The 24,133-nt window shown below is 64.8% G+C and carries 25 protein-coding genes and 1 tRNA gene; 12 read left to right on the top strand and 14 right to left on the bottom strand.

The window, feature by feature from the left end; genetic code table 11:
* Positions 1–50: 50 nt before the first annotated feature.
* The 3 genes from ACERIM_RS02000 to ACERIM_RS01990 all read left to right on the top strand — a co-directional run bounded on the left by ACERIM_RS02000 (position 51) and on the right by ACERIM_RS01990 (position 1,318).
* Positions 51–121 (top strand) — tRNA-Gly (locus tag ACERIM_RS02000).
* A gap of 530 nt (positions 122–651) precedes the next feature.
* Positions 652–846 carry a cold-shock protein gene (locus ACERIM_RS01995; RefSeq protein WP_006181985.1) on the top strand — a complete coding sequence of 65 codons (195 nt, stop codon included), beginning with the start codon at positions 652–654 and terminating at the stop codon, positions 844–846.
* 214 nt (positions 847–1,060) lie between these two features.
* Entirely contained in the window at positions 1,061–1,318 is a 258-nt protein-coding gene (locus tag ACERIM_RS01990) for a HalOD1 output domain-containing protein (RefSeq protein WP_006649181.1), read from the top strand.
* A gap of 50 nt (positions 1,319–1,368) precedes the next feature.
* Here ACERIM_RS01990 and ACERIM_RS01985 read toward each other — a convergent pair whose 3' ends face one another.
* The 3 genes from ACERIM_RS01985 to ACERIM_RS01975 form a co-directional block, all read right to left on the bottom strand.
* Positions 1,369–2,181 (bottom strand): TrmB family transcriptional regulator, encoded by an 813-nt coding sequence (locus ACERIM_RS01985; RefSeq protein ID WP_006649180.1) that lies wholly within the window; start codon positions 2,179–2,181, stop codon positions 1,369–1,371.
* A gap of 357 nt (positions 2,182–2,538) precedes the next feature.
* Positions 2,539–2,841 carry a transcriptional regulator gene (locus ACERIM_RS01980; protein WP_373630968.1) on the bottom strand — a complete coding sequence of 101 codons (303 nt, stop codon included), beginning with the start codon at positions 2,839–2,841 and terminating at the stop codon, positions 2,539–2,541.
* A 151-nt stretch (positions 2,842–2,992) separates the two neighbouring features.
* Positions 2,993–3,541, bottom strand: coding sequence for a hypothetical protein (locus tag ACERIM_RS01975; RefSeq protein WP_373630966.1), 549 nt, complete (start codon positions 3,539–3,541; stop codon positions 2,993–2,995).
* Between the two features lie 120 nt (positions 3,542–3,661).
* Between ACERIM_RS01975 and ACERIM_RS01970 the strand changes: the two genes are divergently transcribed.
* On the top strand, positions 3,662–4,216 hold the full coding sequence (locus tag ACERIM_RS01970; RefSeq protein WP_373630964.1) for a GNAT family N-acetyltransferase: 555 nt from the start codon (positions 3,662–3,664) through the stop codon (positions 4,214–4,216).
* Between the two features lie 19 nt (positions 4,217–4,235).
* On the opposite strand, the gene ACERIM_RS01965 is transcribed toward ACERIM_RS01970, so the two are convergent.
* On the bottom strand, positions 4,236–5,243 hold the full coding sequence (locus ACERIM_RS01965) for a sulfurtransferase (protein ID WP_373630962.1): 1,008 nt from the start codon (positions 5,241–5,243) through the stop codon (positions 4,236–4,238).
* Between the two features lie 136 nt (positions 5,244–5,379).
* On the opposite strand from ACERIM_RS01965, the gene fen reads away from it, so the two are divergent.
* Entirely contained in the window at positions 5,380–6,357 is a 978-nt protein-coding gene (gene fen / locus ACERIM_RS01960) for a flap endonuclease-1 (RefSeq protein ID WP_373630961.1), read from the top strand.
* A 58-nt stretch (positions 6,358–6,415) separates the two neighbouring features.
* On the opposite strand, the gene mvaD is transcribed toward fen, so the two are convergent.
* From mvaD to ACERIM_RS01945, 3 genes are all read right to left on the bottom strand, one after another.
* Positions 6,416–7,399 carry a phosphomevalonate decarboxylase MvaD gene (mvaD, locus tag ACERIM_RS01955; protein ID WP_006649174.1) on the bottom strand — a complete coding sequence of 328 codons (984 nt, stop codon included), beginning with the start codon at positions 7,397–7,399 and terminating at the stop codon, positions 6,416–6,418.
* A gap of 78 nt (positions 7,400–7,477) precedes the next feature.
* A complete protein-coding gene (locus ACERIM_RS01950; protein ID WP_373630959.1) occupies positions 7,478–7,858 on the bottom strand; it encodes a zinc ribbon domain-containing protein in 381 nt (126 codons plus the stop codon).
* Complete coding sequence (locus tag ACERIM_RS01945; RefSeq protein ID WP_373630957.1) at positions 7,780–8,112, bottom strand: hypothetical protein; 333 nt, start codon at positions 8,110–8,112, stop codon at positions 7,780–7,782. Before ACERIM_RS01945 ends, ACERIM_RS01950 begins: the two co-directional genes overlap by 79 nt.
* 206 nt (positions 8,113–8,318) lie before the next feature.
* On the opposite strand from ACERIM_RS01945, the gene nth reads away from it, so the two are divergent.
* Positions 8,319–9,002 (top strand): endonuclease III, encoded by a 684-nt coding sequence (nth, locus tag ACERIM_RS01940; RefSeq protein ID WP_373630956.1) that lies wholly within the window; start codon positions 8,319–8,321, stop codon positions 9,000–9,002.
* A gap of 100 nt (positions 9,003–9,102) precedes the next feature.
* Entirely contained in the window at positions 9,103–9,363 is a 261-nt protein-coding gene (locus tag ACERIM_RS01935; protein ID WP_049964608.1) for a hypothetical protein, read from the top strand.
* 51 nt (positions 9,364–9,414) lie between these two features.
* Here the strand turns inward: ACERIM_RS01935 and ACERIM_RS01930 are convergent, their stop codons facing one another.
* Together ACERIM_RS01930 and ACERIM_RS01925 are read right to left on the bottom strand one after the other, a co-directional pair.
* Positions 9,415–10,221 carry an NAD(+)/NADH kinase gene (locus ACERIM_RS01930; protein ID WP_373630954.1) on the bottom strand — a complete coding sequence of 269 codons (807 nt, stop codon included), beginning with the start codon at positions 10,219–10,221 and terminating at the stop codon, positions 9,415–9,417.
* Positions 10,222–10,296: 75 nt separating this feature from the next.
* Positions 10,297–11,607, bottom strand: coding sequence for a M28 family peptidase (locus ACERIM_RS01925; RefSeq protein ID WP_373630953.1), 1,311 nt, complete (start codon positions 11,605–11,607; stop codon positions 10,297–10,299).
* Positions 11,608–11,745: 138 nt separating this feature from the next.
* Here ACERIM_RS01925 and ACERIM_RS01920 point away from each other — a divergent pair, with 138 nt between their 5' ends.
* Positions 11,746–12,810: a polyprenyl synthetase family protein gene (locus ACERIM_RS01920; protein ID WP_373630951.1), complete on the top strand. Its 1,065-nt coding sequence runs from the start codon at positions 11,746–11,748 to the stop codon at positions 12,808–12,810.
* Positions 12,811–13,095: 285 nt separating this feature from the next.
* On the opposite strand, the gene ACERIM_RS01915 is transcribed toward ACERIM_RS01920, so the two are convergent.
* Positions 13,096–14,313: a proteasome-activating nucleotidase gene (locus ACERIM_RS01915; RefSeq protein WP_006181969.1), complete on the bottom strand. Its 1,218-nt coding sequence runs from the start codon at positions 14,311–14,313 to the stop codon at positions 13,096–13,098.
* A 125-nt stretch (positions 14,314–14,438) separates the two neighbouring features.
* Between ACERIM_RS01915 and ACERIM_RS01910 the strand changes: the two genes are divergently transcribed.
* Positions 14,439–14,708, top strand: coding sequence for a helix-turn-helix domain-containing protein (locus ACERIM_RS01910; RefSeq protein ID WP_006649167.1), 270 nt, complete (start codon positions 14,439–14,441; stop codon positions 14,706–14,708).
* A gap of 43 nt (positions 14,709–14,751) precedes the next feature.
* Here the strand turns inward: ACERIM_RS01910 and ACERIM_RS01905 are convergent, their stop codons facing one another.
* Positions 14,752–15,447, bottom strand: a complete 696-nt coding sequence (locus ACERIM_RS01905) for a hypothetical protein (protein WP_373630949.1) — start codon at positions 15,445–15,447, stop codon at positions 14,752–14,754.
* Positions 15,448–15,665: 218 nt separating this feature from the next.
* Here ACERIM_RS01905 and mre11 point away from each other — a divergent pair, with 218 nt between their 5' ends.
* Both mre11 and rad50 read left to right on the top strand, forming a co-directional pair.
* On the top strand, positions 15,666–17,027 hold the full coding sequence (mre11, locus tag ACERIM_RS01900; RefSeq protein WP_373630948.1) for a DNA double-strand break repair protein Mre11: 1,362 nt from the start codon (positions 15,666–15,668) through the stop codon (positions 17,025–17,027).
* The gene (gene rad50, locus ACERIM_RS01895) at positions 17,024–19,711 is read left to right on the top strand and encodes a DNA double-strand break repair ATPase Rad50 (protein WP_373630946.1); all 2,688 of its coding nucleotides are present in this window, start codon (positions 17,024–17,026) and stop codon (positions 19,709–19,711) included. Before mre11 ends, rad50 begins: the two co-directional genes overlap by 4 nt.
* A gap of 18 nt (positions 19,712–19,729) precedes the next feature.
* Here the strand turns inward: rad50 and ACERIM_RS01890 are convergent, their stop codons facing one another.
* The 3 genes from ACERIM_RS01890 to ACERIM_RS01880 are packed head-to-tail and all read right to left on the bottom strand — an operon-like array spanning position 19,730 to position 20,974.
* The gene (locus ACERIM_RS01890; RefSeq protein ID WP_373630944.1) at positions 19,730–20,188 is read right to left on the bottom strand and encodes a hypothetical protein; all 459 of its coding nucleotides are present in this window, start codon (positions 20,186–20,188) and stop codon (positions 19,730–19,732) included.
* Positions 20,185–20,739: a hypothetical protein gene (locus ACERIM_RS01885; RefSeq protein WP_373630943.1), complete on the bottom strand. Its 555-nt coding sequence runs from the start codon at positions 20,737–20,739 to the stop codon at positions 20,185–20,187. The genes ACERIM_RS01890 and ACERIM_RS01885 overlap by 4 nt, the downstream gene beginning before the upstream one ends.
* Before the next feature lie 49 nt (positions 20,740–20,788).
* Positions 20,789–20,974, bottom strand: a complete 186-nt coding sequence (locus tag ACERIM_RS01880; protein ID WP_006649160.1) for a hypothetical protein — start codon at positions 20,972–20,974, stop codon at positions 20,789–20,791.
* A 203-nt stretch (positions 20,975–21,177) separates the two neighbouring features.
* Here ACERIM_RS01880 and ACERIM_RS01875 point away from each other — a divergent pair, with 203 nt between their 5' ends.
* Positions 21,178–23,907 carry a DNA-directed DNA polymerase gene (locus ACERIM_RS01875; protein WP_373630941.1) on the top strand — a complete coding sequence of 910 codons (2,730 nt, stop codon included), beginning with the start codon at positions 21,178–21,180 and terminating at the stop codon, positions 23,905–23,907.
* Positions 23,908–24,133: the final 226 nt, after the last annotated feature.

Below are 24,133 nucleotides of genomic sequence, written 5' to 3'. Positions count from 1 at the left end.
CGACACAGAAAAGGAAGAGCCTTAAACGTGGACCGAAAAGCCGGTGATGCGCGCGGATGGTCTAGTGGTAGGACCTGAGCCTTCCAAGCTCATGGCCCGGGTTCAAATCCCGGTCCGCGCACTGTCTGCGAATCTGTGATTCGCAGGTCAGCAAATCTTTGATCTGCGCTACTGTCGTGAGCAAACTCGCGAGCGACAGCAATCGGAAGCGGGATTTGAAGCACGCGAGTCGCAGCGCGAACGTCGTGAGCGACCGTCTCGCAGTCGGGTTCAAATCCCGGTCCGCGCACTTTTCGACGAGCAGACGACGGGAACAACGCGTCGAGGCCATAGTTACGAACTCGCTAGAGACAGCAGTACTCGGCCCCGTTTGCGGGACGCTGTGCGATGACTCGAGACGGTGACAGGCCGGACCGACCGTCGTCGGTCGCGGGGTGGCTCGAGCGATGGCGGACCGAGCGGTCCGGAAGTGTCGATACGGCGGAGACAACAGACCATTCCGACGGTGCAGTCGGTTATTCGGACACAAATACGAGTGGTAGACGAAAATACAGACAGACCATACTATTCTAAACACTCGTCTACTCGAGATGGGTTTTGGAAAACAGATGCAGAACACTTATCCGTGTATCGGACTTTCGTCTAATCGCAATGGCAAACGGAACGGTTGATTTCTTCAACGACACGGGCGGTTACGGTTTCATCGAGACTGACGACGCGGACGAGGACGTTTTCTTCCACATGGAGGACGTTGGCGGTCCGGACCTCGAAGAAGGCACAGACATCGAGTTCGACATCGAGCAGGCCCCCAAGGGCCCGCGAGCGACGAACGTCGTTCGTAACTAACACGGGTTCGCACCGTCGTCTTACGGCGACGTCGCGTGACTTCGTTTCTTCGACACCCTTACCCTCGAGAGCCATCGGTCGATACCCGCGGTGACGACCGGCGTGGCTCGAGAGCGGCGGCGGCGCCGAAATCGGTCGGCGGCTGTCTCTCGAGTCCTCACAACGGTTATATAGTCCTCCATGTCGTCGTGGGTTTACTGCACCGGTGATCGCCATGGACGATGTGATCGTACGACGTGAGTTCGACTGGTCGGAGACGCCGCCGAGCATCGCTATCGTGACTGTGATCGCCGATATCGAGAACGTCGATCCGATCGACCTCCCGACGACCGCCGAGATGACGCTGTACTCGTATATCGATCCCGGTGCGCTGGACGCTCTCGTCGCCGGCGATCACGTCGTCGTATCGTTTTCCATGGCGGAGTATCGGATTCGGATCGACGGCACCGAACTGACAGTGGCTACCGATTGATTTTCACCGACGACAGTCGTGGACGTACTGTACGCAACGCCCGCTTGCGGTTACGGTTCCGAGTCCTCGACGGCGGTCAGTCCCGACGAGATCAACCGCCGGAGCAACACGACGATTCCGTTCTCGAGGCCGCTGGCGAAGATCGCCTGTTCGGTCGGGTCCTCGCTGTCGGGATAGTATGACCCGATCAGCAACGTCTCCCGATCGACGAGCAGGATGCGACTGATCGCGACTTCGTGGTCGGTTCCCGATCCGATGAGAAAATCGAGGTTCGTCTCGAACACGCGGGCGGTCGGGAGTTCCGTTCCCAGCCGGGAGGTAATGCCGTCGGTCCGGCCGCCGAGGATGACCTGGACGTCCTGATCGACCGCGTCGTGTAACGTCTCGTAGAGCGGGTCAGACAGGAGCGATTCGTCGGCGACGACCAGTGCGATCTCGCTGTTGGCCTCCGTGAGCAGATCGAGCGTTCGCGATTCGATCGCGTCGCGTCCGGTCAGTGACCATACCTCCTGCATCCGGTCGTCATCGGGCTCGGTCTCTCGGTGTTCGACGGTTTCGAGATATGACTCGAGGGTGTCGACCCGGTCGTCGTATTTCTGGCGGAGGGTCCGCGTGGCCTCGTCGATGCCGACCGCCCGAAACTGTTGGGGGCTCGAGTGTCGTACCTCGACGAGTCCCTGTGACTCGAGTACCCGAATGGCGTCGTAGACCCGCGTTCGGGGAACCTCCGAGATCTCGTGTATTTCTTTCGCTGTACCGCTGGGTAGCCGCGTCAACGCCAGAAAACACCGGGCTTCGTACTCTTGAAGGCCGAGATCCTGGAGTAGACTAACCGCCTCGTTCGTAATGTCGTCCTGTGTCATGGCCCAACCACGTGTCCGGCGTTCCGAACACGTACAATAGGAACTGACGGCGGGAAAAGGATTCGTGTATGGCTTGCAATCACTGATACGAGCCGCCGAAAACGGTGGTTTCAGACGCGATCTCCGATTCACCCATATTATCACACAAGCTACTTGAGTCTACGACCGGTAGGGTTCGCTGGCGCGCCCCGTTATGGCCCAACCACGGCGGGGCGTGTCGTTTCATTCGTTCGAGCGATCCGCTTGCAGTCGCTTCGTAGCAGGTACCGTAGCCGTAGCTATCGGCGATCGTCCGTGAAACGGCGCCTCCGCGCGTCTACTCGCGAGACCGATGAGAAGAGACCGCGTTCCTCGTCCTCAGGACCATCCGTCGGGGAGTTCGTCCCGATGGTCGTCCAGTAACTCGAGTAGCGGCCGTATCTCGTCGAACCGAGGTCCTTTGACGACGGTCCCGTCTTCGCGGTGCCACTCGATGTAGCCGTAGTCGACCAGTTTCGGGAGGTGGACGTGGTACTTCCGCGTCAGTTCGTCGTCGATCTCGGCGACCTCCCAGGGAATACCGTCGACCGTCGAGACGTCTTGCGGGTTGTGATCCAAGAGACTGAGCAGCAATCGTCGTCGGTGACCGTCTGCCAGCGCATCGAAGGCGTCGTCGACCATGTAGAAATTCTCTGCGTATCGTTAGCACTTCGGTTCACTTGACGTAGTACGGTTTTCACGCGGATTCTGTGTTTTGAGTAATCGAGTGAATGGTCTCCCCCGACGACCGGTCGTCGCTCGAGGGGACCGGAGCTGACCGGCGACGGGGCGCTCAGAACGGGTCCGCAGCGGGACGGTCCCGGAGATCGACCGTCGCCGCGAAGACGGCGCCGAGGACGATCCCGAACAGGGCGTGGCCGAGCAGGGCGCTGGTCGAGGCGCCGGTGAGGAAGCCGGCGCCGCTGCCGCCGACCGCGTCGATCCAGACCGGCAGGATCAGCAGCGGGAGGACCGTCCAGACTGCGAGCCCGTAGACGAATCCGGCACCGATCAGTCGAACGGCCATGCCCGCTCGCGAAAGCGCGTCCGTCTCGACATCGGCCCGGATGACCCCGAGGACGAACTCGCGGGTGACCAGCAGGCCGAAGACGAGTCCGAGCGCGACGCCGTGTCCGACGTTGATCGCCCAGCCGACGGCGCCGGTCGGCTCGAGGCCGAACAGCGCAGGGATCGCCTCCGTGAGGACATCGGGACTAACGAGCCACATGACGATCCCGAACGCGATCCCGCCGGCCGCGCCGCTGACCGCGCCCCCGACGAGCCAGCCGACGGTACCGTTCAGACCACCGAGTGCGGTCGTGGTATCGGATTCGCCGCTCATCGTGGTTGCGGTACCACGAACGGGCCCAAAACGCTTCGTAACAGTCGGAATCCGAGACGCTCGCGCCGAGGAATCCGTCCGATTCCGAGGATTGTTGTGGCCGTCGCGCCAAGCCGACCCGTGGAATACGAACTGCTCGGCTGGCCGCCCGACGGCCCGAAACTCCGGCTCGATCACGAACGGTTCAGCTACGCCGGCAAGTTCGTCATGACGAACACGGGCAAGGCCGTCGCCCGTACCGACGACGGCCGGGTCGTCGCCGCCGTCGCGTTCAACGAGGATCGGACTGACGCCGACACGCTGTGGCTACGGTACGTCACCGTCGATCGGGACCGGCGCGGCGAGGGGATCGGCCCCGCGCTCTGTCGGCTGGTCCGCGATCGGGCCCTCGAGCGAGGCTACGAGCGACTCCGGATCGCCGTCAACAACCCCTTCGCCTACGAGGCGCTCTACCGGACCGGCTTCGCCTACACCGGCGAGACGACCGGGATCGCCGAACTGATCCTCGAGTACCCGATGCCGGACGACCCCGATACCGCGACGTGGACCGACCGCGAGCGGTACCAGGCCGGCCTCGCGGACTACCGCGATCGGGACCTCTCCGACGCGGAAGAACGGTTCCTCGCGGAACGACGCGACGGCGAGCCGCCGGGCGTCGATCCGAGCGGCGAGTGAGCGGACGGCCGCGCCCCGATCACGAGAAGGTATCGACGACCGTCCCCGCGTCGGGACCGGACGTGTAGTAGTAGCCGTCCGCGTCCGAGAGTGTCCCCCAGTCCTCCCAGCTGCCCTCGTAGTTCCGGACGGTGTCCCAGCCGAGTTGTTCCATAACGAACCAGCCGACGGAGCCGCGGACGGCCGTCGAACAGTACGAGATCGTCTCCTCGCTCGGATCGAGCCCGGCGTCGTCCAGCCACAACGTCTCGAGGTCCGCGGGCGACCGCAACCGCTCGCCCCCGTCGACGAGGTTCTGTGTGAACTCGACGTTGACCGCACCCGTGATGTGGCCGTGTCGGTCGATGTCGTCGTCTCGCTCCTCCCCGCGGTACTCCGCCGGCGACCGGTTGTCGACGAGTTGTACGTCCGCGCCGTCCTCGCGAACGTTCGCCGCGACGCGCGAGCGCGTCGCGATCACGTTCATCTCGAGGTCGGGTTCGTACTCCTGGGTCGCCGTTTCGGCTGCCCCAGTTTCGGTCTCGCCGTTCGACGCCGTCCAGGCCGCGTACCCGCCGTCCAGGAGGGAGACGCGCCCCTCGTGACCGATCGCGCGGAGCGTGTAGATCGCGTAGGTCTCCCAGAGGTTCGATCCCTCGCCGTAGACGACGACGTCGTCGTCGGGCGCGATGCCGGCCGCCCCGATGGCGTCCGCGACCGCGTCCGGCGACGCCCGGTAGCCGTCGGGCGTCTCCTCGTAGTGGGCATCGAGCAAGTCGGACCGCGGGACCCGGCCCGCGCCCGCAACGTGACCCTCGGTGAACGCGTCTTCCGCCCGGATGTCGAGCAGCGCGACATCCGCCAGCCGCTCTTCGAGTCGCATGCTATCGACGACCGCCTCGAATGCATCGGCCGCCGGCGTTTGAAACAGGTCCGGCTCCGCCGCCTCTCGAGTTTCACCCAAACACCCGCCGAGCGAGAGACCACCGGCCGCTGTCCCGATACCCCGAAGCACCGTCCGTCGGTCGGCCCGGCGATCTGCGCCCATGTTCTGGGCGAAAACGGGACCGAGAAGCAAAAGCGTAGTGCCCGACGGCGCTCGCGCTCGGGACATCCCCGACCGCCGCCGCGAGTCCCCGTCCGGAAGCCGACGATTCAAATCCCGGTCGACCCAACTACCGCCAATGGGAAACGCTGCACTCCGGGAGATCGCCGCGATCGAGGAGATCCCCTTCGAAGATATCGAGGGGGTCGTCGCCGTCGACGCGCACAACTGGCTCTATCGCTATCTGACGACAACGGTCAAATGGACCGACAGCGCGAAGTACACGACCGCCGACGGGACCGAGGTCGCCAACCTCGTCGGGATCGTGCAGGGACTGCCGAAGTTCTTCGAACACGACATCACGCCGGTGATGGTCTTCGACGGCGGCCCCTCCGAGCTGAAAGACGACGAGATCGAGTCCCGGCGCGAACAGCGCCGCAGCTACGAGGAGCAACTCGAGACCGCCCGCGAGGAGGGCGACGCGGTCGCCATCGCGCAACTCGAGTCCCGAACCCAGCGGCTGACGCCGACGATTCAGGAGACCAGCCGCGAACTCCTGCGCTTGCTCGACGTGCCGATCGTCGAAGCGCCGGCGGAGGGCGAGGCGCAGGCTGCCCACATGGTCAAACGCGGTGACGCCGACTACGTCGGCTCCGAGGACTACGACGCCCTACTCTTTGGTGCGCCGCTGACGTTGCGGCAGCTGACCAGCAAGGGCGACCCCGAACTGATGGACCTCGCGGCGACGCTGAAGCGCCACGACCTGACCCTCGAACAGCTGATCGACGCGGCGATCCTCATCGGGACCGACTTCAACGAGGGGGTGTCGGGGATCGGTCCGAAGACGGCGCTGTCGGCGATCGCGGAACACGGCGATCTCTGGAGCGTCCTCGAGGCGCGGGGCGACCACGTCGAACACGGCGATCGGGTCCGCCAGCTGTTTCGCGACCCCGACGTGACCGACGACTACGAGTTCGAGACGACGCTCGAGCCGGATCTCGCCGCCGCCCGCGAGTACGTTACCGACGAGTGGGGTGTCGACGAAGACGAGGTCGCACGCGGCTTCGAGCGAATCGAGGACAGCGTCACCCAGACCGGGCTGGACCGCTGGACGTGAGTTCCTAACCTGCTCTTGATCGAATTGTTGCCGAGGGTGCGCCAAACAAAACGTCGTCTCAGAACAGGTGTTTGTCCTCGTCCAGGAGTTTCGCGGGGCCGCCGACGTCCCAGACGGTGGTGGAGACGCCGCAGTCGGCGACGGCTTCCTCGACCTCGTCGGCGTGTTCCTCGGTAGTGTTGACGTAGACGCTGGCTCCGGTGTCCGTCGAGAAGTAGACGGGGATGTCCTCCTCCTCGCGGAGTTCGCGGACTGTGTTGAAGATCGCGAGCGTGGCCGGCTGCCAGTAGACCCAGCCCGACGGGCCGGTCATGGTCGTCGCGGCCAGCGACAGCGAGTCGTGTTCGGCGCGTTCGAACACGCCCTCGAAGTCATCGTTGCGCAGGGAGTCACGCATCTTCGCGATCTGTTCGTGGATGTGGGCGTTGCGGGCCTGGAACATGTGGCTGTCGGCGGCCTCGCGGTGGGCGTCGTCGGTGTCCTTGTGGTAGGGAACGAGCCCGACGATGATCTTGAGGTCCTCGTGGAGGTTCGAGGGGACCCGCTCGGAGCGACAGTCCTCGTCGTTCATCCCGGTACGGAGATGCGAGAAGGCGCCGGTGACCGCTCGCGCGGCCGAGGCCGACCCGACGCGGGCGATCGTCGAAATCTCCCCCTTCGAGGCGTCGAGTTCGGCCGCCTCGGCCAGGGCCATCGCGGCGGCCGCAAAGCCCGAGGAGGACGATCCCAGCCCGACGTTGGTCGGGAAGCTGTTCTCGCTCTCGAGGCGGACCGGGTAGACGGTGTGGGCGGCGTCGGACTTCGAGCGGGCCTTCTCGACGACGGCCTCGACCCGTTCGTACGCTCGCCCCTCGAGTTCCTCGCCGTCGACGATGAAGGTGTCCTCGTCGTAGTCCATCGAGAACTCGACGGTCGTGCGGGTGTGGCTGGGGGCCGTACAGACGCTGATGCTGTCGTGATAGGGAAGCCGCTCGATCTCGTCGCGCATCCCGTGATACTTGACAAGCCCCTGGATGGGGTGGGCCATGGCCGTGGCTTTCATACCCTGATAGGTGGCTGAAGGCCGCTTAAAGCTCACGGCATCCGACCGCTCGCGCGGCGGACGATCCCGAGGGACGACTCACAGCTCCCGGCCGCAACTGATACAGTAGTTCTCGTTGCCGCTGAGTGTCTGTTCGCAGGTGGGACAGGTCATCGTCTGGAGGTCGGTACCACACCCCGAACAGAAGTCTTCCTCGCCCGTGAGCGACTCGCCACACTCCGGACAGAACGTCTCGCCGCTCGGTATCGCGTCTTCGATGTATCCCTTCACCGCCTCGTAGTCGACCTCCGTGTTGTGGTACTCGCTGTCCTGGTTCCAGAAGCTGACCGTCTCGCCGCTCGAGAGGTGCAGCGTGATGCGGTTCTTGGTCCACCCCTCGTTCACCTCGACCGCGGAGACCTCCGCGTACGACCAGTCGACCGTCTCCGGTTCCCCCTCCTTCTGGGCGACGAACAGCACCCGCCGATCGGTGACCAGAAAGTACCGGTTCCCCGTTGATGCGAGTTGTACGGCGTCTCTTCGCCCTCGCCGGGCCGCTCGATACGGATGCCCTTGCTGCTGTGCTTGAACAGGTACTGGACCTTCTCGTCGGCCTCGAGCCGGTGGAGGACCGTCGCGCCGGCCCCGCCGTCGTCCAGCAGGTGGTCCCGAACGATGTCCGCCTTCGCCTCGGAGAGCGCGTCGTTTAGTCTCCGATGTGCGTTCGTCGTCATACGGGATAGGCGTTGTCGGAGGCTGTATAAATATTGAATCTCACCGTTTCATATGTGTCTCTCGCGTACGTATATCGCTCGTTCGCGACGGCCTCCGAGGGAGTCCCCGGCAGCGCTCCGGAGCGGTATTCGAACTGGTCGGGTTCCGGATCGCGCCGCTCGGTCGCGATCCGAACGCTGAAACGAACCGACTCCAACCTCTTCCTATGGGAACGCCACGGGACTCGACGCAGGCCCAAGCCGAGGTAGTGGTCGACCGCCTCGAGGACGAATACCCCGACTCGACGATCTCGTTGCGGTACTCGAACCGCCTCGAGCTGCTGATCGCGGTGATCCTCTCGGCCCAGTGTACGGACGAACGGGTCAACAAGGAGACGAAACACCTCTTCGAGAAGTACGACGGCCCCGAAGACTACGCGACCGTCGATCAGGACGAACTCGCCGAGGACCTGAACTCGATCACCTACTACAACAGCAAGGCGGGGTACATCAAGAGTTCCTGCAAGACGATCCTCGAGGACCACGACGGCGAGGTGCCGGACACGATGGACGAGCTGATCGAGCTGTCGGGTGTGGGCCGGAAGACGGCGAACGTCGTCCTCCAGCACGGTCACGACATCGTCGAGGGCATCGTCGTCGACACGCACGTCCAGCGGCTCTCCCGGCGGCTGGGCTTGACCGAGGAGGAGTACCCCGAACGGATCGAGGAGGATCTGATGGGGATCGTTCCCGAGGAGAGCTGGCAGGAGTTTACCCACCTCTGTATCGATCACGGACGGGCGGTCTGTACGGCACAGAACCCCGACTGCGGCGACTGCGTGCTGGCGGACGTCTGCCCCTCGGAGAAAGGCGACGGTGAGATCGATCTCGCTTCCGGCGATCCCTGGTAACGGGCCCGTCGCGGGCAGCTGTCGGGAACCGACCGGGACGCCGACCTTCGCAAGCCCAACGTCTTTTCGGGGACCGCGGGTATCCCCGGACGGGATCACGATGTCCGACACATCCGAGGAACGCGACGACACCGACAAGGACGAACACGGACGCGACGTCCAACTGGAACACGAGGCGACCGATCCCGAGGAGGCCCGCGACGAGGAGGGGCTCACCGAGGAGGAGAAAGAGGCCCGCGAGCGGGAGGCCGAACGAGAGCGCGAGCAGGACATCGAGGAGGGATCGGTCGACAGAGAGGACGACGCCCTCGAGAACCAGAATCCGGACAACCACCGCGACGAGGAGCCGTACAACGGGTAGCGCTCCCGTGCGGTCCGTCGCTCCGCGATCGACGCCGTTTTTCGCGCACTTTCAGTCGTCCTCGAGACGCCGTTCCGGTACCGAGAGCGTCGACAGCCGGTCGGTAACGGCGACGGTGACCCGCCGGTCGGTGGTGACGGCTCCGACGGCGTCGCCGTCGGCGACGAGTTGCACGTCACACGCCTCGCGTTCGATCGTGAACCGCAGGTCGTCGTTCGGCAGGACCCACCGTCGGGTCTGGGTGACGAACGGGCCGATGGGAGCGACCGCGACGGCGTCGACGGCTGCCGATAGCTGCGGTGCGTCGACGGCGCTGGCGTACCCGTGGGTGCCGGCCGGCGTGGCCACGACGACGCCGTCGGCCCGAAACGTCGCAACGGACGACCCGCGGCTGTAAACGCCGTACTCCGAGATGCGGGCCGGCTTGTCGGTGATCAGGGAGACGTCGAACAGTGCGCGCTCTCGAGCGATCGGATCGCTCGCCTCGTCGGCACGCGATTCGAGTGCGGCCTCGAGAACCGGTCGTTCCTGGCGGGTCGCCGCCCCCCGAAGTGCCTGCCGAACCACGTCGGACAGTCGCTTTCGGTCGACCGACTCGATCCCGCAAACCGGACCGACCGGGAGGACGGGCGTGTCGACGCCAGCACGGGCGAGCGCCGACAGCCCCGCTTCGCCGGGGATCACGAGCAGCGACGGCGTCGCCGAGAGAACCCCCTCGAGCCCGCCGTCGACGACCGTTCCACCGGCATCGGCGACCGCCCCCTCGAGGCGGTCGACCTCGACGGGCACAGTCTCGTCGTCCTCGGGGTCGACGACGCCGACGACGGGGGAGTCGCCCGCACTCCACGCGGCATCCATGGCCGCCAATTCACACGGCCCGCTCAAAAGCGTACGGTTGTCGCTCCGGGCGGTCCGATCCGGCCGCGGGGGCGGCTACCCGTCGTAGGGCCAGTCGCCGGTGACCTTCATGCCCTCGGCCAGTCCCTGTGACTCGAGGTCGGCGGCGATGGCGGCCGTGTCCCGGGCCTCGACCGACACGTCCTCGCGGGCGAGTTCGACCACGTAGGCGGTCAGCAGGATCGCCTGTTCGCGCAGGGTTCTGGGCTCGAGTTTCTCGATGGTGTCGGCGAAGGTATGTCCCCAGCCCCGACCCGGCCCCTCGGACTTCGCTTTCACGTGACAGCCGGGGACACCCCGCTCGACGAACGGCCAGTGGTCGCTGTGGGGGCCAAGCGTCGGGACCGTCTCGATCGGGTGGTCGTACCGGTCCGCGACCTCGTTGGCGGCCGCCTGGAGGCCGCCGAACCCGTGGGTGACGATCGATAGCGTCCGATCGCGGACGACGCCGTCGTTGTTGACGACCGCTTTGATGCGCTCGGGATCGGCCGCCGCGGCGAACCGTTCGGAGCCGGTCAGTCCGACCTCCTCCGCGCCGAACGCGACGAACTCGATACGGGTCTCGAGGTCGGCCTCCCGGGTCGCGAGGGCGTTCGCGAGTTCGACGATCATCGCGGTGCCGGCCCCGTTGTCCATCGCCCCCTCGGCGATATCGTGGGCGTCGACGTGGCTGGTCACGAGGACCCGCTCGTCGGTGTCCGGCCCGAGTTCGGCGCGGACGTTCTGACTCTCGGCGGCGTGGATCTCGGCGTCGACCGACAGCGTGATCTCGTCGCCGTCGAACCGACGCGCCAGACGCGCGCCGACCTCGCTCGAGACGCCGACGGCCGGGATCGGCCCGATCGGCTGGTCCGTCCAGCCGACGCTGCCGGTCGGCGGCAGACAGCCCTCGACGTGGTTGCGGTAGACGAACCCGACTGCGCCGTTCTCGATCGCGTGGAAGTACTTCTCACGGCGGTGGAGATACCGGTCGTAGTAGTCCGGCACGTCGCTGCGGACCATGACGATCGTTCCCTCGAGGTCGGTCTCCTCGAAGTCGGCGGGCAGCCCGTAGCCGAGATCGACCAGCGGCGCGTCGACACGGTCCGCAGGGCTGCGCGGCAGTGCGATACAGTCCTGAGTCGTCTCGCCGGCTTCGATCGCGCTGTCTGCCCGTTCCCAGCCCTGGATCTCGAACGGCTCGAGGCGGGCGTTTCGCGCGCCGGCGTCGGCCAGCGCGTCCCGGGTCAGTTCGGCGGCCTCGCGTTCGCCCTCGCTGCCTGCCATGCGGTTCCCCACGTCGACTAGGGCCTCGAGGTGGTCCCAACCGACGTCGCTCTCGAAGACGTTGCCGATCCACTCGGACATGTCCGAGCTATCACGGTAAGCCCGGGTAACGGTTCCGCTCGCGGAGCCGGCCCGCCGATGGAACCGTCCCGTCGTTGATGACAGTTCAGTCACACGGAACTACGAATCTTTTTTACGCCGCTCCCTCTCGGACCGCGTATGCGGGAAACGCTTGCCGACTGGCGACCGGCTATCGACGACGCCATCGCCGAACTGGTCCCACGGGAGATCGACGCCGACTACCTCGAGTCGTACTTCGGATCACCGACCTACGCGTACGATCCCAAGGGTATCCAGCGAGCCCTCGCGACGCCGTTGTGGGACCTGCTCGACCGCGGCGGCAAACGCTGGCGGGCGGTCCTCTTTCTCGTCTTCATGGAGGGGTTCGGGGAGGATCCCGCCGAGTATCTCCCCTACGCCTGCATTCCGGAGATCCTGCACAACGGGACGATCATCGTCGACGACGTTGAGGACGGGGCCACGATCCGTCGTGGGGAGCCGGCGCTCCACCGCGTCTACGGCCGCGACATCGCGCTCAACGCCGGCAACGCGATGTACTTCCTGCCGCTGAAGATCATCACGAACGACCCGGCCGACCTCCCGGCCGACCGGCAACTCGCCGCCTACGAGATGCTCATGGAGGAACTCAACCGGACGCATCTCGGGCAGGGCATGGACATCTGCTGGCACAACGAGCGCGAGGTCCGGATCGGCACCGAGGAGTACCTCGAGATGTGCGCGTGCAAGACCGGCTGTCTCGGGCGGATCGTCGCGCGACTGGCCGCGATCATCGCCGACCAGCCCTCCGAGGTCGAGGCGGCGGTCGCGAAGTACGCGGAACTGACCGCGGTCGCCTTCCAGATCGGCGACGACATCTTGGACGTCGAGAACTCGCTGGGGCGGGCCGGCGACTTCGGCAAGGCGTTCGGCAACGATATCCGCGAGGGCAAGAAGACGCTCATGGTCATTCACGCGATCGAAACGAGCGATCCCGAACGCGCCGACCGACTCCAGACGATTCTGGCGGCCGACGACACCACCGACGACGACGTCCGCGAGGCCCTCGAGATCATTTCCGACGCCGGCAGCATCGAGTACGCCCGCGATCGCGCCCTCGAACTGGCGGCCCAGGCCCGCGCCGAGATCGACGGCCTCGGCTTCGACGACGAAACGTCCCGCAAGCTCGAGGAGTTCACCGAATTCGTCATCGAACGCGACGAGTGACGCCGGGTCGAAACGGACGTCGCTTCGGCCGTCGAACGACACTGACGCCGCTCGAGAGCGGTGATAAATCGGTGGACAGAAACTGCGAGTACCCCTACCCGCTGTCCACCGTCCTACCCGATGGGTAGGCGTTGGGCAGAATATGTCTTGTGGTCCCGTCCGCTCTCGAGGGGGCCCGACCGAACGAGTCGCTCGTCGTTCTGAAACGAAGCCAGTGGTTACGGCACCGACCGCGGTTTGCGTCGAAAGCGGTGTGAGAAACGACGTCGACCTCCCGACGCGGTCTCAGGCGAAGGTCTTCGAGACGTCCTCGGTCTCGTCGGACTCGGCCTGAACCTTGTCCCAGGCGTTGCGGAAGTCCTCCATCCGGATCTCGGTGCGGTCGTCGCGGATGGCGAACATGCCGGCCTCGGTACAGACGGCTTTGATGTCGGCACCGGAGGCGTTGTCGGCCTCTTCGGCCAGTTCGGCGAACTCGACGTCGTCGGCGACGTTCATCCCGCGGGTGTGGATCTCGAAGATGATCTCGCGGCCCTCGGCGTTCGGTTTCGGGACCTCGATCAGGCGGTCGAACCGACCGGGCCGGAGGATGGCACGGTCGAGCATGTCGAAGCGGTTGGTCGCGGCGATGATCCGGATCTCGCCCCGCTCCTCGAAGCCGTCCATCTCCGAGAGCAGTTGCATCATCGTCCGCTGGACCTCGGCGTCGCCGGAGGTCTTCGACTCCGTTCGCTTTGCCGCGATGGCGTCGATCTCGTCGATGAAGATGACCGCGGGTTCGTGTTCGCGGGCGACGTCGAAGAGGTCCCGAACCAGCTTCGCGCCCTCGCCGATAAACTTGTGGACCAGTTCCGAGCCGGCCATCTTGATGAAGGTGGCGTCGGTCTGGTTGGCGACGGCCTTCGCGAGCATCGTTTTCCCCGTCCCCGGCGGCCCGTAGAGGAGAACGCCGCTCGGCGGGTCGATGCCCACGTCGTCGAACATCTCGGGCTTCTCGAGGGGCATCTCGACGGTCTCGCGGACCTCCTGCATCTGCTCCTCGAGCCCGCCGATGTCCTCGTAGCTGACCTCGGGGCTCTCGGTGACTTCCATCACACGGGCGCGGACGTCGGTCTCGTTCGAGAGGGGCTTGACGATCGACAGCGAGTTGTTGACCGCGACCCGGGCGTCGGGTTCGAGATCGTCGCGCATCTCGTCAGTGACCTCGGTCAGGGCCTCCTGGTTGTTCCCGTGCTGTTTGATGATGACGCCCTCCTCCGTGACTTCCTGTACGGTGGCGACGAACAGCGGGGACTGCTTGAGCTTCTTGTTCTCGTGTGTGAGCCGCTCGAGTTTCTGCTGGTACTTGTTGTTCTCGGCGTTGGCGTCGAGGAGTTTGTCGCGCATCTCCTCGTTTTGCGCCTCGAGGATCTCCAGCCGTTCCTCGAGCGCCTGGATTTTCTCCTGTTGGGACGCCTCGTCCTCGTCGTATGGGAGGTCGACGTCGTCCACGGTGTCGCTCATCACCCGACCTTTGGGTGTTGGTTCTTAAGAGACTTCGGGTAGGTGCACTCAACTCGGAGTATAACTGTTAGACATTAATCGGAATAGAAAATATTATTACCCCGTATTCGGAATGGAGGAGTAAGATGAGTGCTTCAGAGCCGCTTCGACAGGAGACCAACGAGCGCGGAACGTGGGATGACGTCCGAGACCTGCCCCCGAGTGCGAAACTCGTCGCGAAGGTCCTCGAGTACAACGACACGATGACTCAGCAACAGCTGGCCGACGAGACGCTGTTGCCCTCGCGGACGGTTCGGTACGCCCTGAACCGACTCGACGAGGCGAACGTTATCGACTCGCGCTTTTCGTTCTCCGACGCCCGAAAGCGCCTGTACAGTCTCGACATTCAGTCGTAGCTCTCATTCGAGTAGACGTCGCTGTTCTCGTCTCCGAGTCCGTTCAAGAAGAGTGTCGCTGACCCCGCCGCTTCCAAGCGATAGCGATGCACACTCCGCCCCCGACAAACGCGAGGAGACGAACACCGACGAGCTGGGTCGGCTCTCGCGGACGCTGTACTCCCCTCGCCGTCCGATAGTATACGTCGCCGTCGTGGACGACGGGATCATGCCGCTCGAATACGGGTAGTCGCCGGTCGAGGACGGTAACCGATCCCGTCTCGGCGGCTTCCCGTACCGCGACGGGCATTCGTCGGCTCGGAACTGCGATCCGCTCGACTGCGTCCATGGGCGAGACCTCACGTAGTGACAGTCGCGTCGTGTTCCCCTCGGTCCGTGTGTCGGGGACGTAGAACCCGTCGTCGATCGACACGAGCGTATATCTGCTCCACGCCCGCTTATACCGCTCCGTCGAGACGTTCAATCGGCCCATGGGTCGATCGGACTCGATCGGTCCCTGCTCCAGTATTCTCCTCTCGAGTGCGCACGCCCGTTCGACGGGTTCACCACCACACTGGAGAGTCTGATCGGATCGATAGATGACCGTTTTCGCGGTCGACTCGTTGGTAACTCGCTCGATGTCGTAACTGACTCGTGTTTCCGATCCGTCGAGAGTTTCGGGGACCAGATAGATCGGATTCAGTAACAGCCCCACGCCGATCAACAGCAGGACGCTTGTTTTCAACTTGTTAGTATCCATACATTCACTTTAATTTTTATTTATATATTAGTTACGTCAACAGGGTTGTCCGCCTCGAGCGGAACGGGACGTAGCCACGTCGCCGACGGGCCCTGTCTCGACTCGATCGCTCCGACGCTTCCCTCGGTCTGTCGGGTCACGCCTCCGTTCGGACCGGCCGATTTACTTTCACCTCGATCACCGAACCCCTTTAGGGCGGGCTCGCCAACGACTGGCCAATGACGCGGGTTATCCATACGGGCGATACCCACATCGGGTACCAGCAGTACAACTCGCCCGAGCGACGCCGTGACTTCCTCGAGGCCTTCCGCTCGGTCGTCGAGGACGCCGTCGCCGACGACGTCGACGCGGTGATCCACGCCGGCGACCTCTTTCACGACCGCCGGCCGAGCCTGGTCGATCTGCAGGGCACCGTCGATATCCTCCGAACGCTCTCGGCGGCCGACATCCCCTTTCTGGCCGTCGTCGGCAACCACGAGTCGAAACGCGACGCTCAGTGGCTCGATCTCTTCGCCGATCTCGGCCTCGCGACGCGACTCGGTGCCGAACCGGTCGTCGTCGACGACGTCGCCGTCTACGGCCTGGACTTCGTCCCCCGGTCCCGGCGCGAGGACCTCGAGTACGAGTTCGATCCCGTCCCCGCCGAGGCCGACCACGCCACTCTCGTGAGCCACGGCCTCTTCGAGCCCTTCGCGCACGCGGACTGGGATACGGACACCGTCCTCGCGGAATCGACGGTCGATTTCGACGCCGTCCTGTTGGGGGACAACCACAAACCGGATACCGCCGAGGTGCGCGGCACCTGGATCACCTACTGCGGATCGACCGAGCGAGCGAGCGCCAGCGAGCGCGCGGACCGGGGCTACAACCTCGTGGATTTCGACGACGAGGTCGCGATCAGTCGCCGCGGGCTGACCGACACCCGCGAGTTCGTCTTCGTCGACGTGGACCTGGCCGAAGGCGAGGGCGTCGACCGCGTTCAGGAGCGGGTCCGCCAGCACGACCTCGCGGACGCGGTCGTTATCGTCACCGTCGAGGGCGAAGGCCGACCGATCACTCCCGCCGCGATCGAGGAACTCGCGATCGACCGCGGGGCCTTAGTCGCCCGAGTCAACGACCGCCGTGAGCTACCCGACGAGGACGAGGACGTCTCGGTGAGCTTCGCCGATCCCGACGCCGCCGTCCGCGAGCGGGTCCGCGAACTGGGGCTGAGCGACGCCGCTCTCGAGATCGACGAGACCGTCCGGACCGACGACCTGGCGGACGCGAACGTCCGCGAGCGCGTCGAACGCCGGGTCCGGGACCTCCTCGAGGACGACGCATCGGCGCTCGAGCCCGCGCCTGACCGGGAGCCGGCCGACGACGACGTGACGACGGTCGCCGACGAACTCGAGACGGCGGAAGCCGACTCGAGCGGTGGCGAAGCCGACGGTGAGACGGAGCCGACGGCCGCCGACGGCGACGGTGGAGCGGCCACCGACGAGGACGGTGCAGTCGCCGACGCGGCCGACGGGTCCGGAGAGGGAGACGCCCGAACGGACGACGACGCCGACACCGCCTCGCTGGGTGATTTCGCGTGAGGGTCGACCGCGTTCGCCTGCTGAACTTCAAGTGTTACGGCGACGCCGACCTGACGCTCGAGCGCGGCGTCACCGTCGTCCACGGCGTCAACGGCAGCGGGAAGTCGACGCTGCTCGAGGCGGTCTTCTTCGCGCTCTACGGCTCGAAGGCCCTCGACGACCGTACCCTCGACGACGTGATCACGACCGGCGAGGAAGAAGCCGAGGTCGAACTGTGGTTCACCCACGACGACCGCGAGTATCACGTCGAACGCCGGCTCAAACTGCGCGGCGACCGCGCGACCACGACCAAGTGCGTCCTCGAGACGCCTACCGAGACCTACGAGGGCGCTCGCGACGTGCGCCGGAAAGTAACTGAACTCCTGCGGATGGACGCCGAGGCGTTCGTCAACTGCGCGTACGTCCGCCAGGGCGAGGTCAACAAGCTCATCCACGCCTCGCCGAGCGACCGCCAGGACATGATCGACGATCTCCTTCAACTGGGCGCGCTCGAAGACTACCGCGAGCGGGCCAGCGAGGCCCGACTCGGCGTCAAAACGGTGCTTGATGGCCAGCGGGAGATCCTCGAAAACGTCCGACGAAAGGTTCAGGAGAAAGAAAAGAAGGACCTCCACGAGCGGTTGAACAGCCTCGAGTCCCGCCGGAACGACGTCGCGGAGGAGATCGATCACTACGAGACACAGCGCGAGCAGGCCCAGGAAACCCTGGAAGCCGCCGTGGACGTCCTCGAACGGCACGAGGAGACCCGCGAGGAGATCGCAACGCTCGACGAGGAGATCGAGGAGTTGCGCTCGAAGATCAGCGACACCGAGCGCAAGCGCGACGAGGCCGGCGACGAGATCAGCGAGATCCGAGACCGACGCGAAGAACTCGCAGACGAGCGTGCCGACCTCGTTGCGGCCGTCGATCTCGAGGTCGACGAACCCGACGAAAAAGTGGTTCAGGACCACATCGACGACCTCGAGGACCGCGACGAGGAACTCCGGGACGAACTCGAGGACGTTCGCGTGACGATCACGGAGGGGAACAACGAGGTCGAGCGGCTCCGTGAGGAGGCCGACGACCTCGAGGAAAACGCCGAAGCGGCCCGGAAGGAGGCCGACGACCTCGAGGCACAGATCGAGGCCGACGAGAACGCGATCGCGGAGCGCGAGGCGAAACTCGACGACCTCGACGACGAGATCGCATCCGCGCAGGCGACGTTCGACGATGCGCCGGTCGAGTTCGGCGCGGCCGAATCGTACCTCGAGGACCTCGAGACCGAGCGCGACGAACTGGTCTCGCGAATCAACGACATCACCGCCGATATCAGGACCGTCGAGAACGCGATCGAGGACGGCGAGCGGCTGCTCGAGGAAGGGAAGTGTCCCGAGTGCGGCCAGCCGGTCGAGGACTCACCGCACGTGGATGTCCTTGGCGATCGCCGGGAGGAACTCGCCGACCTCGAAGCCGAGCGGGCGACTCTCGAGACCGAGCGCGACGAGATAGACGAGCGGGTCGACCGCGCCGAGGAACTGCGAGACGCCGAGCGGCGGGTCGACCGGCTCGAGGAAAACCGCGACAACATCGAACAACTGCTCGCGGAAAAACGCGAGAGCCTCGCGGACCGGCGCGAGCAGCGCGATCGGCTCCGTGACGACGCCGAGGAGTACGAGGCCGAGGCCGAGGAGAAACGGGCGGCAGCCACAGACCGCGAGGACGAGGTCGCCGATGCCCGGGCGGAACTCGGCGAGATCAACACCGAGCGGGGGGAGATCAAAGAGACCCTCGAGACGCTCGAGCGTATCTCGGAGATTACCGACGAGCAGGCCGCTCTCGAGACGGAGATCGAGAACCTGCGCGAGCGGCGAGCCGACTGGGAGACGATGAACGACGAGCGCCGCGAGACGCTCTCGGAAAAGCGCGACCGCAAGCGCGACCTCGAGTCGGAGTTCGACGAGGACCGCGTCGAGACCGCCCGCGAGGACAAGGCCAACGCCGAGCAGTACATCGACAAGGTCGACGGAAAACTCGACGAACTCGAGGCCCAGCGCGACGAGATTCAGAACGCGATCGGTGCCGCCGAGAACGAACTCGCGGAACTCGAGGAGCGACGCGAGGAACTCGAAACCGTCGAAGAACGGTGTGAACGCCTCGAGTCGCTGTACGAGGAGGCCGAGACGCTCCAGACCACCTACGGCGAGTTGCGGGCGGAACTGCGCCAGCGCAACGTCGAGACCTTAGAGCGGTTGCTCAACGAGACCTTCGAGCTGGTCTACCAGAACGATTCCTACGCCGCGATCGATCTGGACGGCGACTACCGACTGACGGTCTATCAGAAAGACGGCGAGGCCTTAGAGCCCGAACAGCTCTCGGGCGGCGAGCGGGCGCTGTTCAACCTCAGCTTGCGGTGTGCGATCTATCGGCTGCTCGCGGAGGGCGTCGAGGGATCGGCACCGATGCCGCCGCTGATCTTAGACGAGCCGACGGTCTTCCTCGATTCGGGCCACGTGACGCAACTGGTCTCGCTGATCGAGTCGATGCGCAACGACTTCGGCGTCGAACAGATCGTCGTCGTCAGCCACGACGAGGAACTCGTCGGCGCGGCCGACTCGCTCGTCCGCGTCGAGAAAGACGCCACCTCGAACCGCTCGCGACTCGAGCGTGGCGAGCCGCCCGAGTCGGAACTGCTCGCGTCGGACTGAGGAAACGGGGCCTGCGGCTCAGGCGGTGTCACCGTCCGACTCGGCCGTCGAGTCGACAGCCGGTCGGATCGCCTCGAGCGCCGTCTCGCAGTCTGCAGTCACTCGATACCCCCGTTCCCCCGCGATCTCGGCCTCCTCGAGCAGGCCGGCGGCCGAGAGGACCGTCAGGCGGCCGTGCAGGTCGCTCTCGCAGAAGTCGTAGGCGTCGAGCAGGGTCCGGACCCCGAGCGGCCCCCGCTCTGCGAGTTCGATGAGGAGGCCAAGCGTCTCCGCGTCGTGAACGTTCGTCAGGAAGGTGAGAACCGGGTCTGGGACGCTTTGCGCCGCCGTCTCGAGGGCCGTTTGGTCGACGGCCTCGAGGCGGTCGTTTCGGATGTAACACTCGTTGCCGGTTTCGGGATCGCGGACCAGACTCGCGTCCTCGGAGCGTTTGCGAAGCAGGTACCGCTTTCCGGTATCGTCCTCGACTGTGTTCATGAGCGGTCGTTTCCGTTCGGTGACTGCCCTTGGGCCACCGACCCTGAAGTAGTTTCGGCCCCCTCGTCGGACCGGGTCGTCGCCTCGGAGTCCTCGTCGTCGGACGCCGTCCCGGCGTCGGAACCCCCGCCGTCGGATTCCGGTGGCGTTTCGGCGTCGGAACCGTCGTCGAGATCGCCGGAATCGTCGGCTCGGAACCGTCTGTATCGTCGAACGGCGAACCCCAGCAGGACGAGGCCGGCGACCACCAGTGCGCCCGCGCGGGTCGAGACCCCCTCGAACAGCAGGAACAAGAGACCGAGCGAGACGGCCAGTACCGCCGCGTTGATGACCAACACGAGCGCCCAGAAGGTCTGGAGGAGGTCCGCGGATGCGTCCGTTTCCCCCATCTCCACTTCGGGGGGCTCGATCGCGCTCGAGAGGTCATCGAGATCGTCCGGACCGTCGTCTCCCGACACCTGTGGGATGGTCAACCCGTCGCTGTCGGGGTCGTAGTACTCCTCTTCGGGGTCCCACTCGTCGGGCTCGTTCTCGGTCCGGTCGAAGACCACAGGCGGATCGTCGGGCAGTGGAAGGAAAAGCGTTCGCTTCGCGGACGGCTTAGGCCAGTTCCTCGAGGGTGAGCGTCCGGGAGGTTTCCACCCAGGCGAGCGGGTTCTCGGCGTCATAGAAGACGACGCCGTCCTCGGTCTCGTAGGACTCGATGGTCGCAGTCCCCGCCGGCTGGCTACTCGGTTCGCGCCGGTCCGTCGCGTCGTCGTTTAGGTAGGTGGACACATCGATCACCTGATCCCATGCTAAGTGTTACCACGTTATATGTCTTGTTGCCCCCGCAAGTGTTCCCCCGAACGCCGTCTCGCTGGTCCGACGAGACCGTGCCCTACGCGTGACTGTTCGCAATGGCCGACCGCTTCCGAACGACCCGCCGCGAGCCCCTCGCGGGCGGGGATTGCAGGGGTTTTTATCCGGCGACTGCCAACCGGAGTACCATGACTGAGGCGGGCCAGACCGGACTCACGGAGTTCGGCGGCGACTCCGAGGCAGCCGACGACCGGCCGGAGGAAGAGGCCGTCGCCGTCGCCGGCAACGGCGGTAGCGACGCCGCGGAGGTGATCGACGTCGTCGAGGAAACCCTCCCCGAATCCGAGGGCGACCTCGAACTCGCCGTGATGCAGGTCGACTACACCATCGTCGGCTACGGCGACGAGGAACGACCCATCATGCACGTGTTCGGGCGTACCCCCGATGAGGAACTCGAACACGTCCAGATCGTCGGTTTCAAACCCTACTTCTACGCGCCGACGGAGAGCCTCGAGCGACCGCCGGCGGAGGAATACGACCGACTGACCGGCAGCAGGGAGTACGACCACGACGGCGACCCCTACGAGAGCATCCGGGGGGAGAGGCTCACCAAAATCTTCGGCCAGACCCCCCGCGACGTCGGGCAGGTCCGCGACGACTTCGAACACTACGAAGCCGACATCCTGTTCCCGAACCGCTTTCTGATCGACAAGGACATCCGCAGCGGAATGCGGGTGCCCGAACGACGGGCCGAGGACGACTCGCTGGTCGTCCCCCACGACGAGGTCGAACCGGTCGACGTCGACGCCGACCCCCGCATCAACACCTTCGACATCGAGGTCGACGACCGGTCGGGCTTTCCCGAGGACGGCGAGGAGCCGATCGTCTGTCTCACCAGCCACGACTCCTACCGCGACGAGTACGTGATGTGGCTCTACGAGGCCCCGATCGGCGACGGCGAGATTCCGGCCGAAATCGACGACTACGACCCGATCGAGGGCGAGATCGACCACGAAGTACGGAGCTTCGAGGAAGAGGAGGCCATGCTCGAGGCCTTCATCGAGTACGTCGACGAGACCGACCCCGATGTACTGACCGGCTGGAACTTCGAGGACTTCGACGCGCCCTATTTCCTCGACCGCCTCGAGGAACTCGCCGGCTCCCACCACGAGTACGACCTCTCGATCGATCGGCTCTCACGCGTCGACGAAGTCTGGCGCAGCAACTGGGGCGGCCCGGACATCAAGGGTCGCGTCGTCTTCGACCTGCTCTATGGCTATCAGCGGATGGTCTTCTCCGAGTTGGACTCGTACCGGCTCGACGCAGTCGGCGAGGCGGAACTCGGCGTCGGCAAGGAGCGTTACGCCGGCGACATCGGCGACCTCTGGGAGGAGGACCCGACCCAACTGCTCGCGTACAACCTCCGGGACGTCGAACTCTGTGTCGAACTCGACCGACAGCAGGAGATCATCCCCTTCTGGGACGAAGTCCGGGCGTTCGTCGGCTGCAAACTCGAGGACGCGCCGACGCCGGGCGATGCGGTCGACATGTACGTCCTCCACGAGGCCCACGGCCGCTTCGCGCTGCCCTCGAAGGGGCAACAGGAGGCCGGCGAGGAGTACGAGGGTGGCGCGGTGTTCGAGCCCATCACGGGCGTCAAGGAGAACGTCACCGTACTGGATCTGAAGTCGCTGTACCCGATGTGTATGACGACGATCAACGCCTCCCCGGAGACGAAAGTCGACCCCGACGAGTACGATGGGGAGACCTACGTTGCGCCGACGGGGACCCACTTCCGGAAGGAACCCGACGGCGTCAACCGTGAGATGATCACGGAACTGCTCGCCGAGCGCGAGGAGAAAAAGGAACTGCGAGACCAGCACGAACCCGGCTCGCCCGAGTACGAACAGTACGACCGTCAGCAGGGCGCGGTAAAGGTTATCATGAACTCGCTTTACGGAGTATCGGGGTGGGAACAATTCCGTCTATACGATAAAGAGGCGGCATCCGCAATCACGGCTACTGGCCGCGAAGTGATTGAGTTCACGGATACAGCCGCAAACGAACTCAATTATCAAGTTACGTATGGGGATACTGACTCAGTCATGCTCGAGTTAGGCCCCGACGTACCCAAGGACGACGCGCTCGAGCAGTCCTTCGAGATCGAGGAGTACATCAACGGTCGCTACGACGACTTCGCACAGGAGGACCTAAACGCCGAGGAACACCGCTTCCAGATCGAGTTCGAAAAACTCTACCGGCGGTTCTTCCAGGCGGGCAAAAAGAAACGCTACGCGGGCCACATCACCTGGAAGGAAGGCAAGGACGTCAACGACGTCGACATCGTCGGCTTCGAGTACCAGCGCTCCGATATCGCGCCGATCACCAAGGAGGTCCAGCACCGCGTCATCGAGATGATCGTCCGGGAGGGCGACATCGAAGGGGCCAAGGAGTACGTCAACGGCGTCATCGAGGACGTGTTGGCGGGCGAGATCTCCCTCGAGGAGATCGCCATCCCCGGCGGGATCGGCAAGCGACTCGACAACTACGACACCGACACGGCACAGGTCCGCGGCGCGAAGTATGCCAACCTGCTGCTCGGCACCAACTTCCAGCGGGGCAGCAAGCCCAAGCGGCTCTATCTCGAGCGGGTCGATCCCTCGTTCTTCGAGCGACTCGAGGCGGAGGAAGGGTTCGACGCCCGGACTGACCCGCTCTACGGTGCGTTCAAGCGCGATCCCGACGTGATCTGTTTCGAGTACGAGGACCAGATCCCCGAGGCGTTCGCGGTCGACTACGAGAAGATGCTCGAGAAGACCCTGCAGGGGCCGATCGAGCGCATCCTCGAAGCACTGGACATCTCGTGGGACGAAGTGAAAAACGGCCAGGAACAGAAAGGTCTCGACTCCTTTATGTAGCACGTCGGGACGCTTCGGTCCCGGTCGTCGCTTCTTATCGCAGCCGTTCCGACGAGTTTTTCCGCCGTCTTCGGGGTTCGAACAGCCCCGTAATCCGTTCCTGTGGCCCTGCCGATCCCACCGGTGAACAGGGGTCTATATGGCGGTATTTCTCCATCTACCCAAAGGCTGGTTTTCGAATGGGAAACTTATTTTGCTAATGCGAGACTGTATCCAATTGGATACG

The organism is Natrinema sp. H-ect1, assembly GCF_041821105.1.
Taxonomy (GTDB): Archaea; Halobacteriota; Halobacteria; order Halobacteriales; family Natrialbaceae; genus Natrinema; species Natrinema thermotolerans.
The sequence above is the reverse complement of the archived record's forward strand: the minus strand, read 5'-3'. Positions and strand labels throughout refer to the sequence as shown.

Bases quoted from the DNA above. Each gene is read 5' to 3' on its own strand.
- ACERIM_RS01995 (WP_006181985.1), top strand. From the start codon at position 652: ATGGCAAACGGAACGGTTGATTTCTTCAACGACACGGGCGGTTACGGT.
- ACERIM_RS01990 (WP_006649181.1), top strand. From the start codon at position 1,061: ATGGACGATGTGATCGTACGACGTGAGTTCGACTGGTCGGAGACGCCG.
- ACERIM_RS01985 (WP_006649180.1), bottom strand. From the start codon at position 2,181: ATGACACAGGACGACATTACGAACGAGGCGGTTAGTCTACTCCAGGAT.
- ACERIM_RS01980 (WP_373630968.1), bottom strand. From the start codon at position 2,841: ATGGTCGACGACGCCTTCGATGCGCTGGCAGACGGTCACCGACGACGA.
- ACERIM_RS01975 (WP_373630966.1), bottom strand. From the start codon at position 3,541: ATGAGCGGCGAATCCGATACCACGACCGCACTCGGTGGTCTGAACGGT.
- ACERIM_RS01965 (WP_373630962.1), bottom strand. From the start codon at position 5,243: ATGGGCGCAGATCGCCGGGCCGACCGACGGACGGTGCTTCGGGGTATC.
- fen (WP_373630961.1), top strand. From the start codon at position 5,380: ATGGGAAACGCTGCACTCCGGGAGATCGCCGCGATCGAGGAGATCCCC.
- mvaD (WP_006649174.1), bottom strand. From the start codon at position 7,399: ATGAAAGCCACGGCCATGGCCCACCCCATCCAGGGGCTTGTCAAGTAT.
- ACERIM_RS01945 (WP_373630957.1), bottom strand. From the start codon at position 8,112: ATGACGACGAACGCACATCGGAGACTAAACGACGCGCTCTCCGAGGCG.
- nth (WP_373630956.1), top strand. From the start codon at position 8,319: ATGGGAACGCCACGGGACTCGACGCAGGCCCAAGCCGAGGTAGTGGTC.
- ACERIM_RS01935 (WP_049964608.1), top strand. From the start codon at position 9,103: ATGTCCGACACATCCGAGGAACGCGACGACACCGACAAGGACGAACAC.
- ACERIM_RS01930 (WP_373630954.1), bottom strand. From the start codon at position 10,221: ATGGATGCCGCGTGGAGTGCGGGCGACTCCCCCGTCGTCGGCGTCGTC.
- ACERIM_RS01925 (WP_373630953.1), bottom strand. From the start codon at position 11,607: ATGTCCGAGTGGATCGGCAACGTCTTCGAGAGCGACGTCGGTTGGGAC.
- ACERIM_RS01920 (WP_373630951.1), top strand. From the start codon at position 11,746: ATGCGGGAAACGCTTGCCGACTGGCGACCGGCTATCGACGACGCCATC.
- ACERIM_RS01915 (WP_006181969.1), bottom strand. From the start codon at position 14,313: ATGAGCGACACCGTGGACGACGTCGACCTCCCATACGACGAGGACGAG.
- ACERIM_RS01910 (WP_006649167.1), top strand. From the start codon at position 14,439: ATGAGTGCTTCAGAGCCGCTTCGACAGGAGACCAACGAGCGCGGAACG.
- ACERIM_RS01905 (WP_373630949.1), bottom strand. From the start codon at position 15,447: ATGGATACTAACAAGTTGAAAACAAGCGTCCTGCTGTTGATCGGCGTG.
- mre11 (WP_373630948.1), top strand. From the start codon at position 15,666: ATGACGCGGGTTATCCATACGGGCGATACCCACATCGGGTACCAGCAG.
- ACERIM_RS01890 (WP_373630944.1), bottom strand. From the start codon at position 20,188: ATGAACACAGTCGAGGACGATACCGGAAAGCGGTACCTGCTTCGCAAA.
- ACERIM_RS01875 (WP_373630941.1), top strand. From the start codon at position 21,178: ATGACTGAGGCGGGCCAGACCGGACTCACGGAGTTCGGCGGCGACTCC.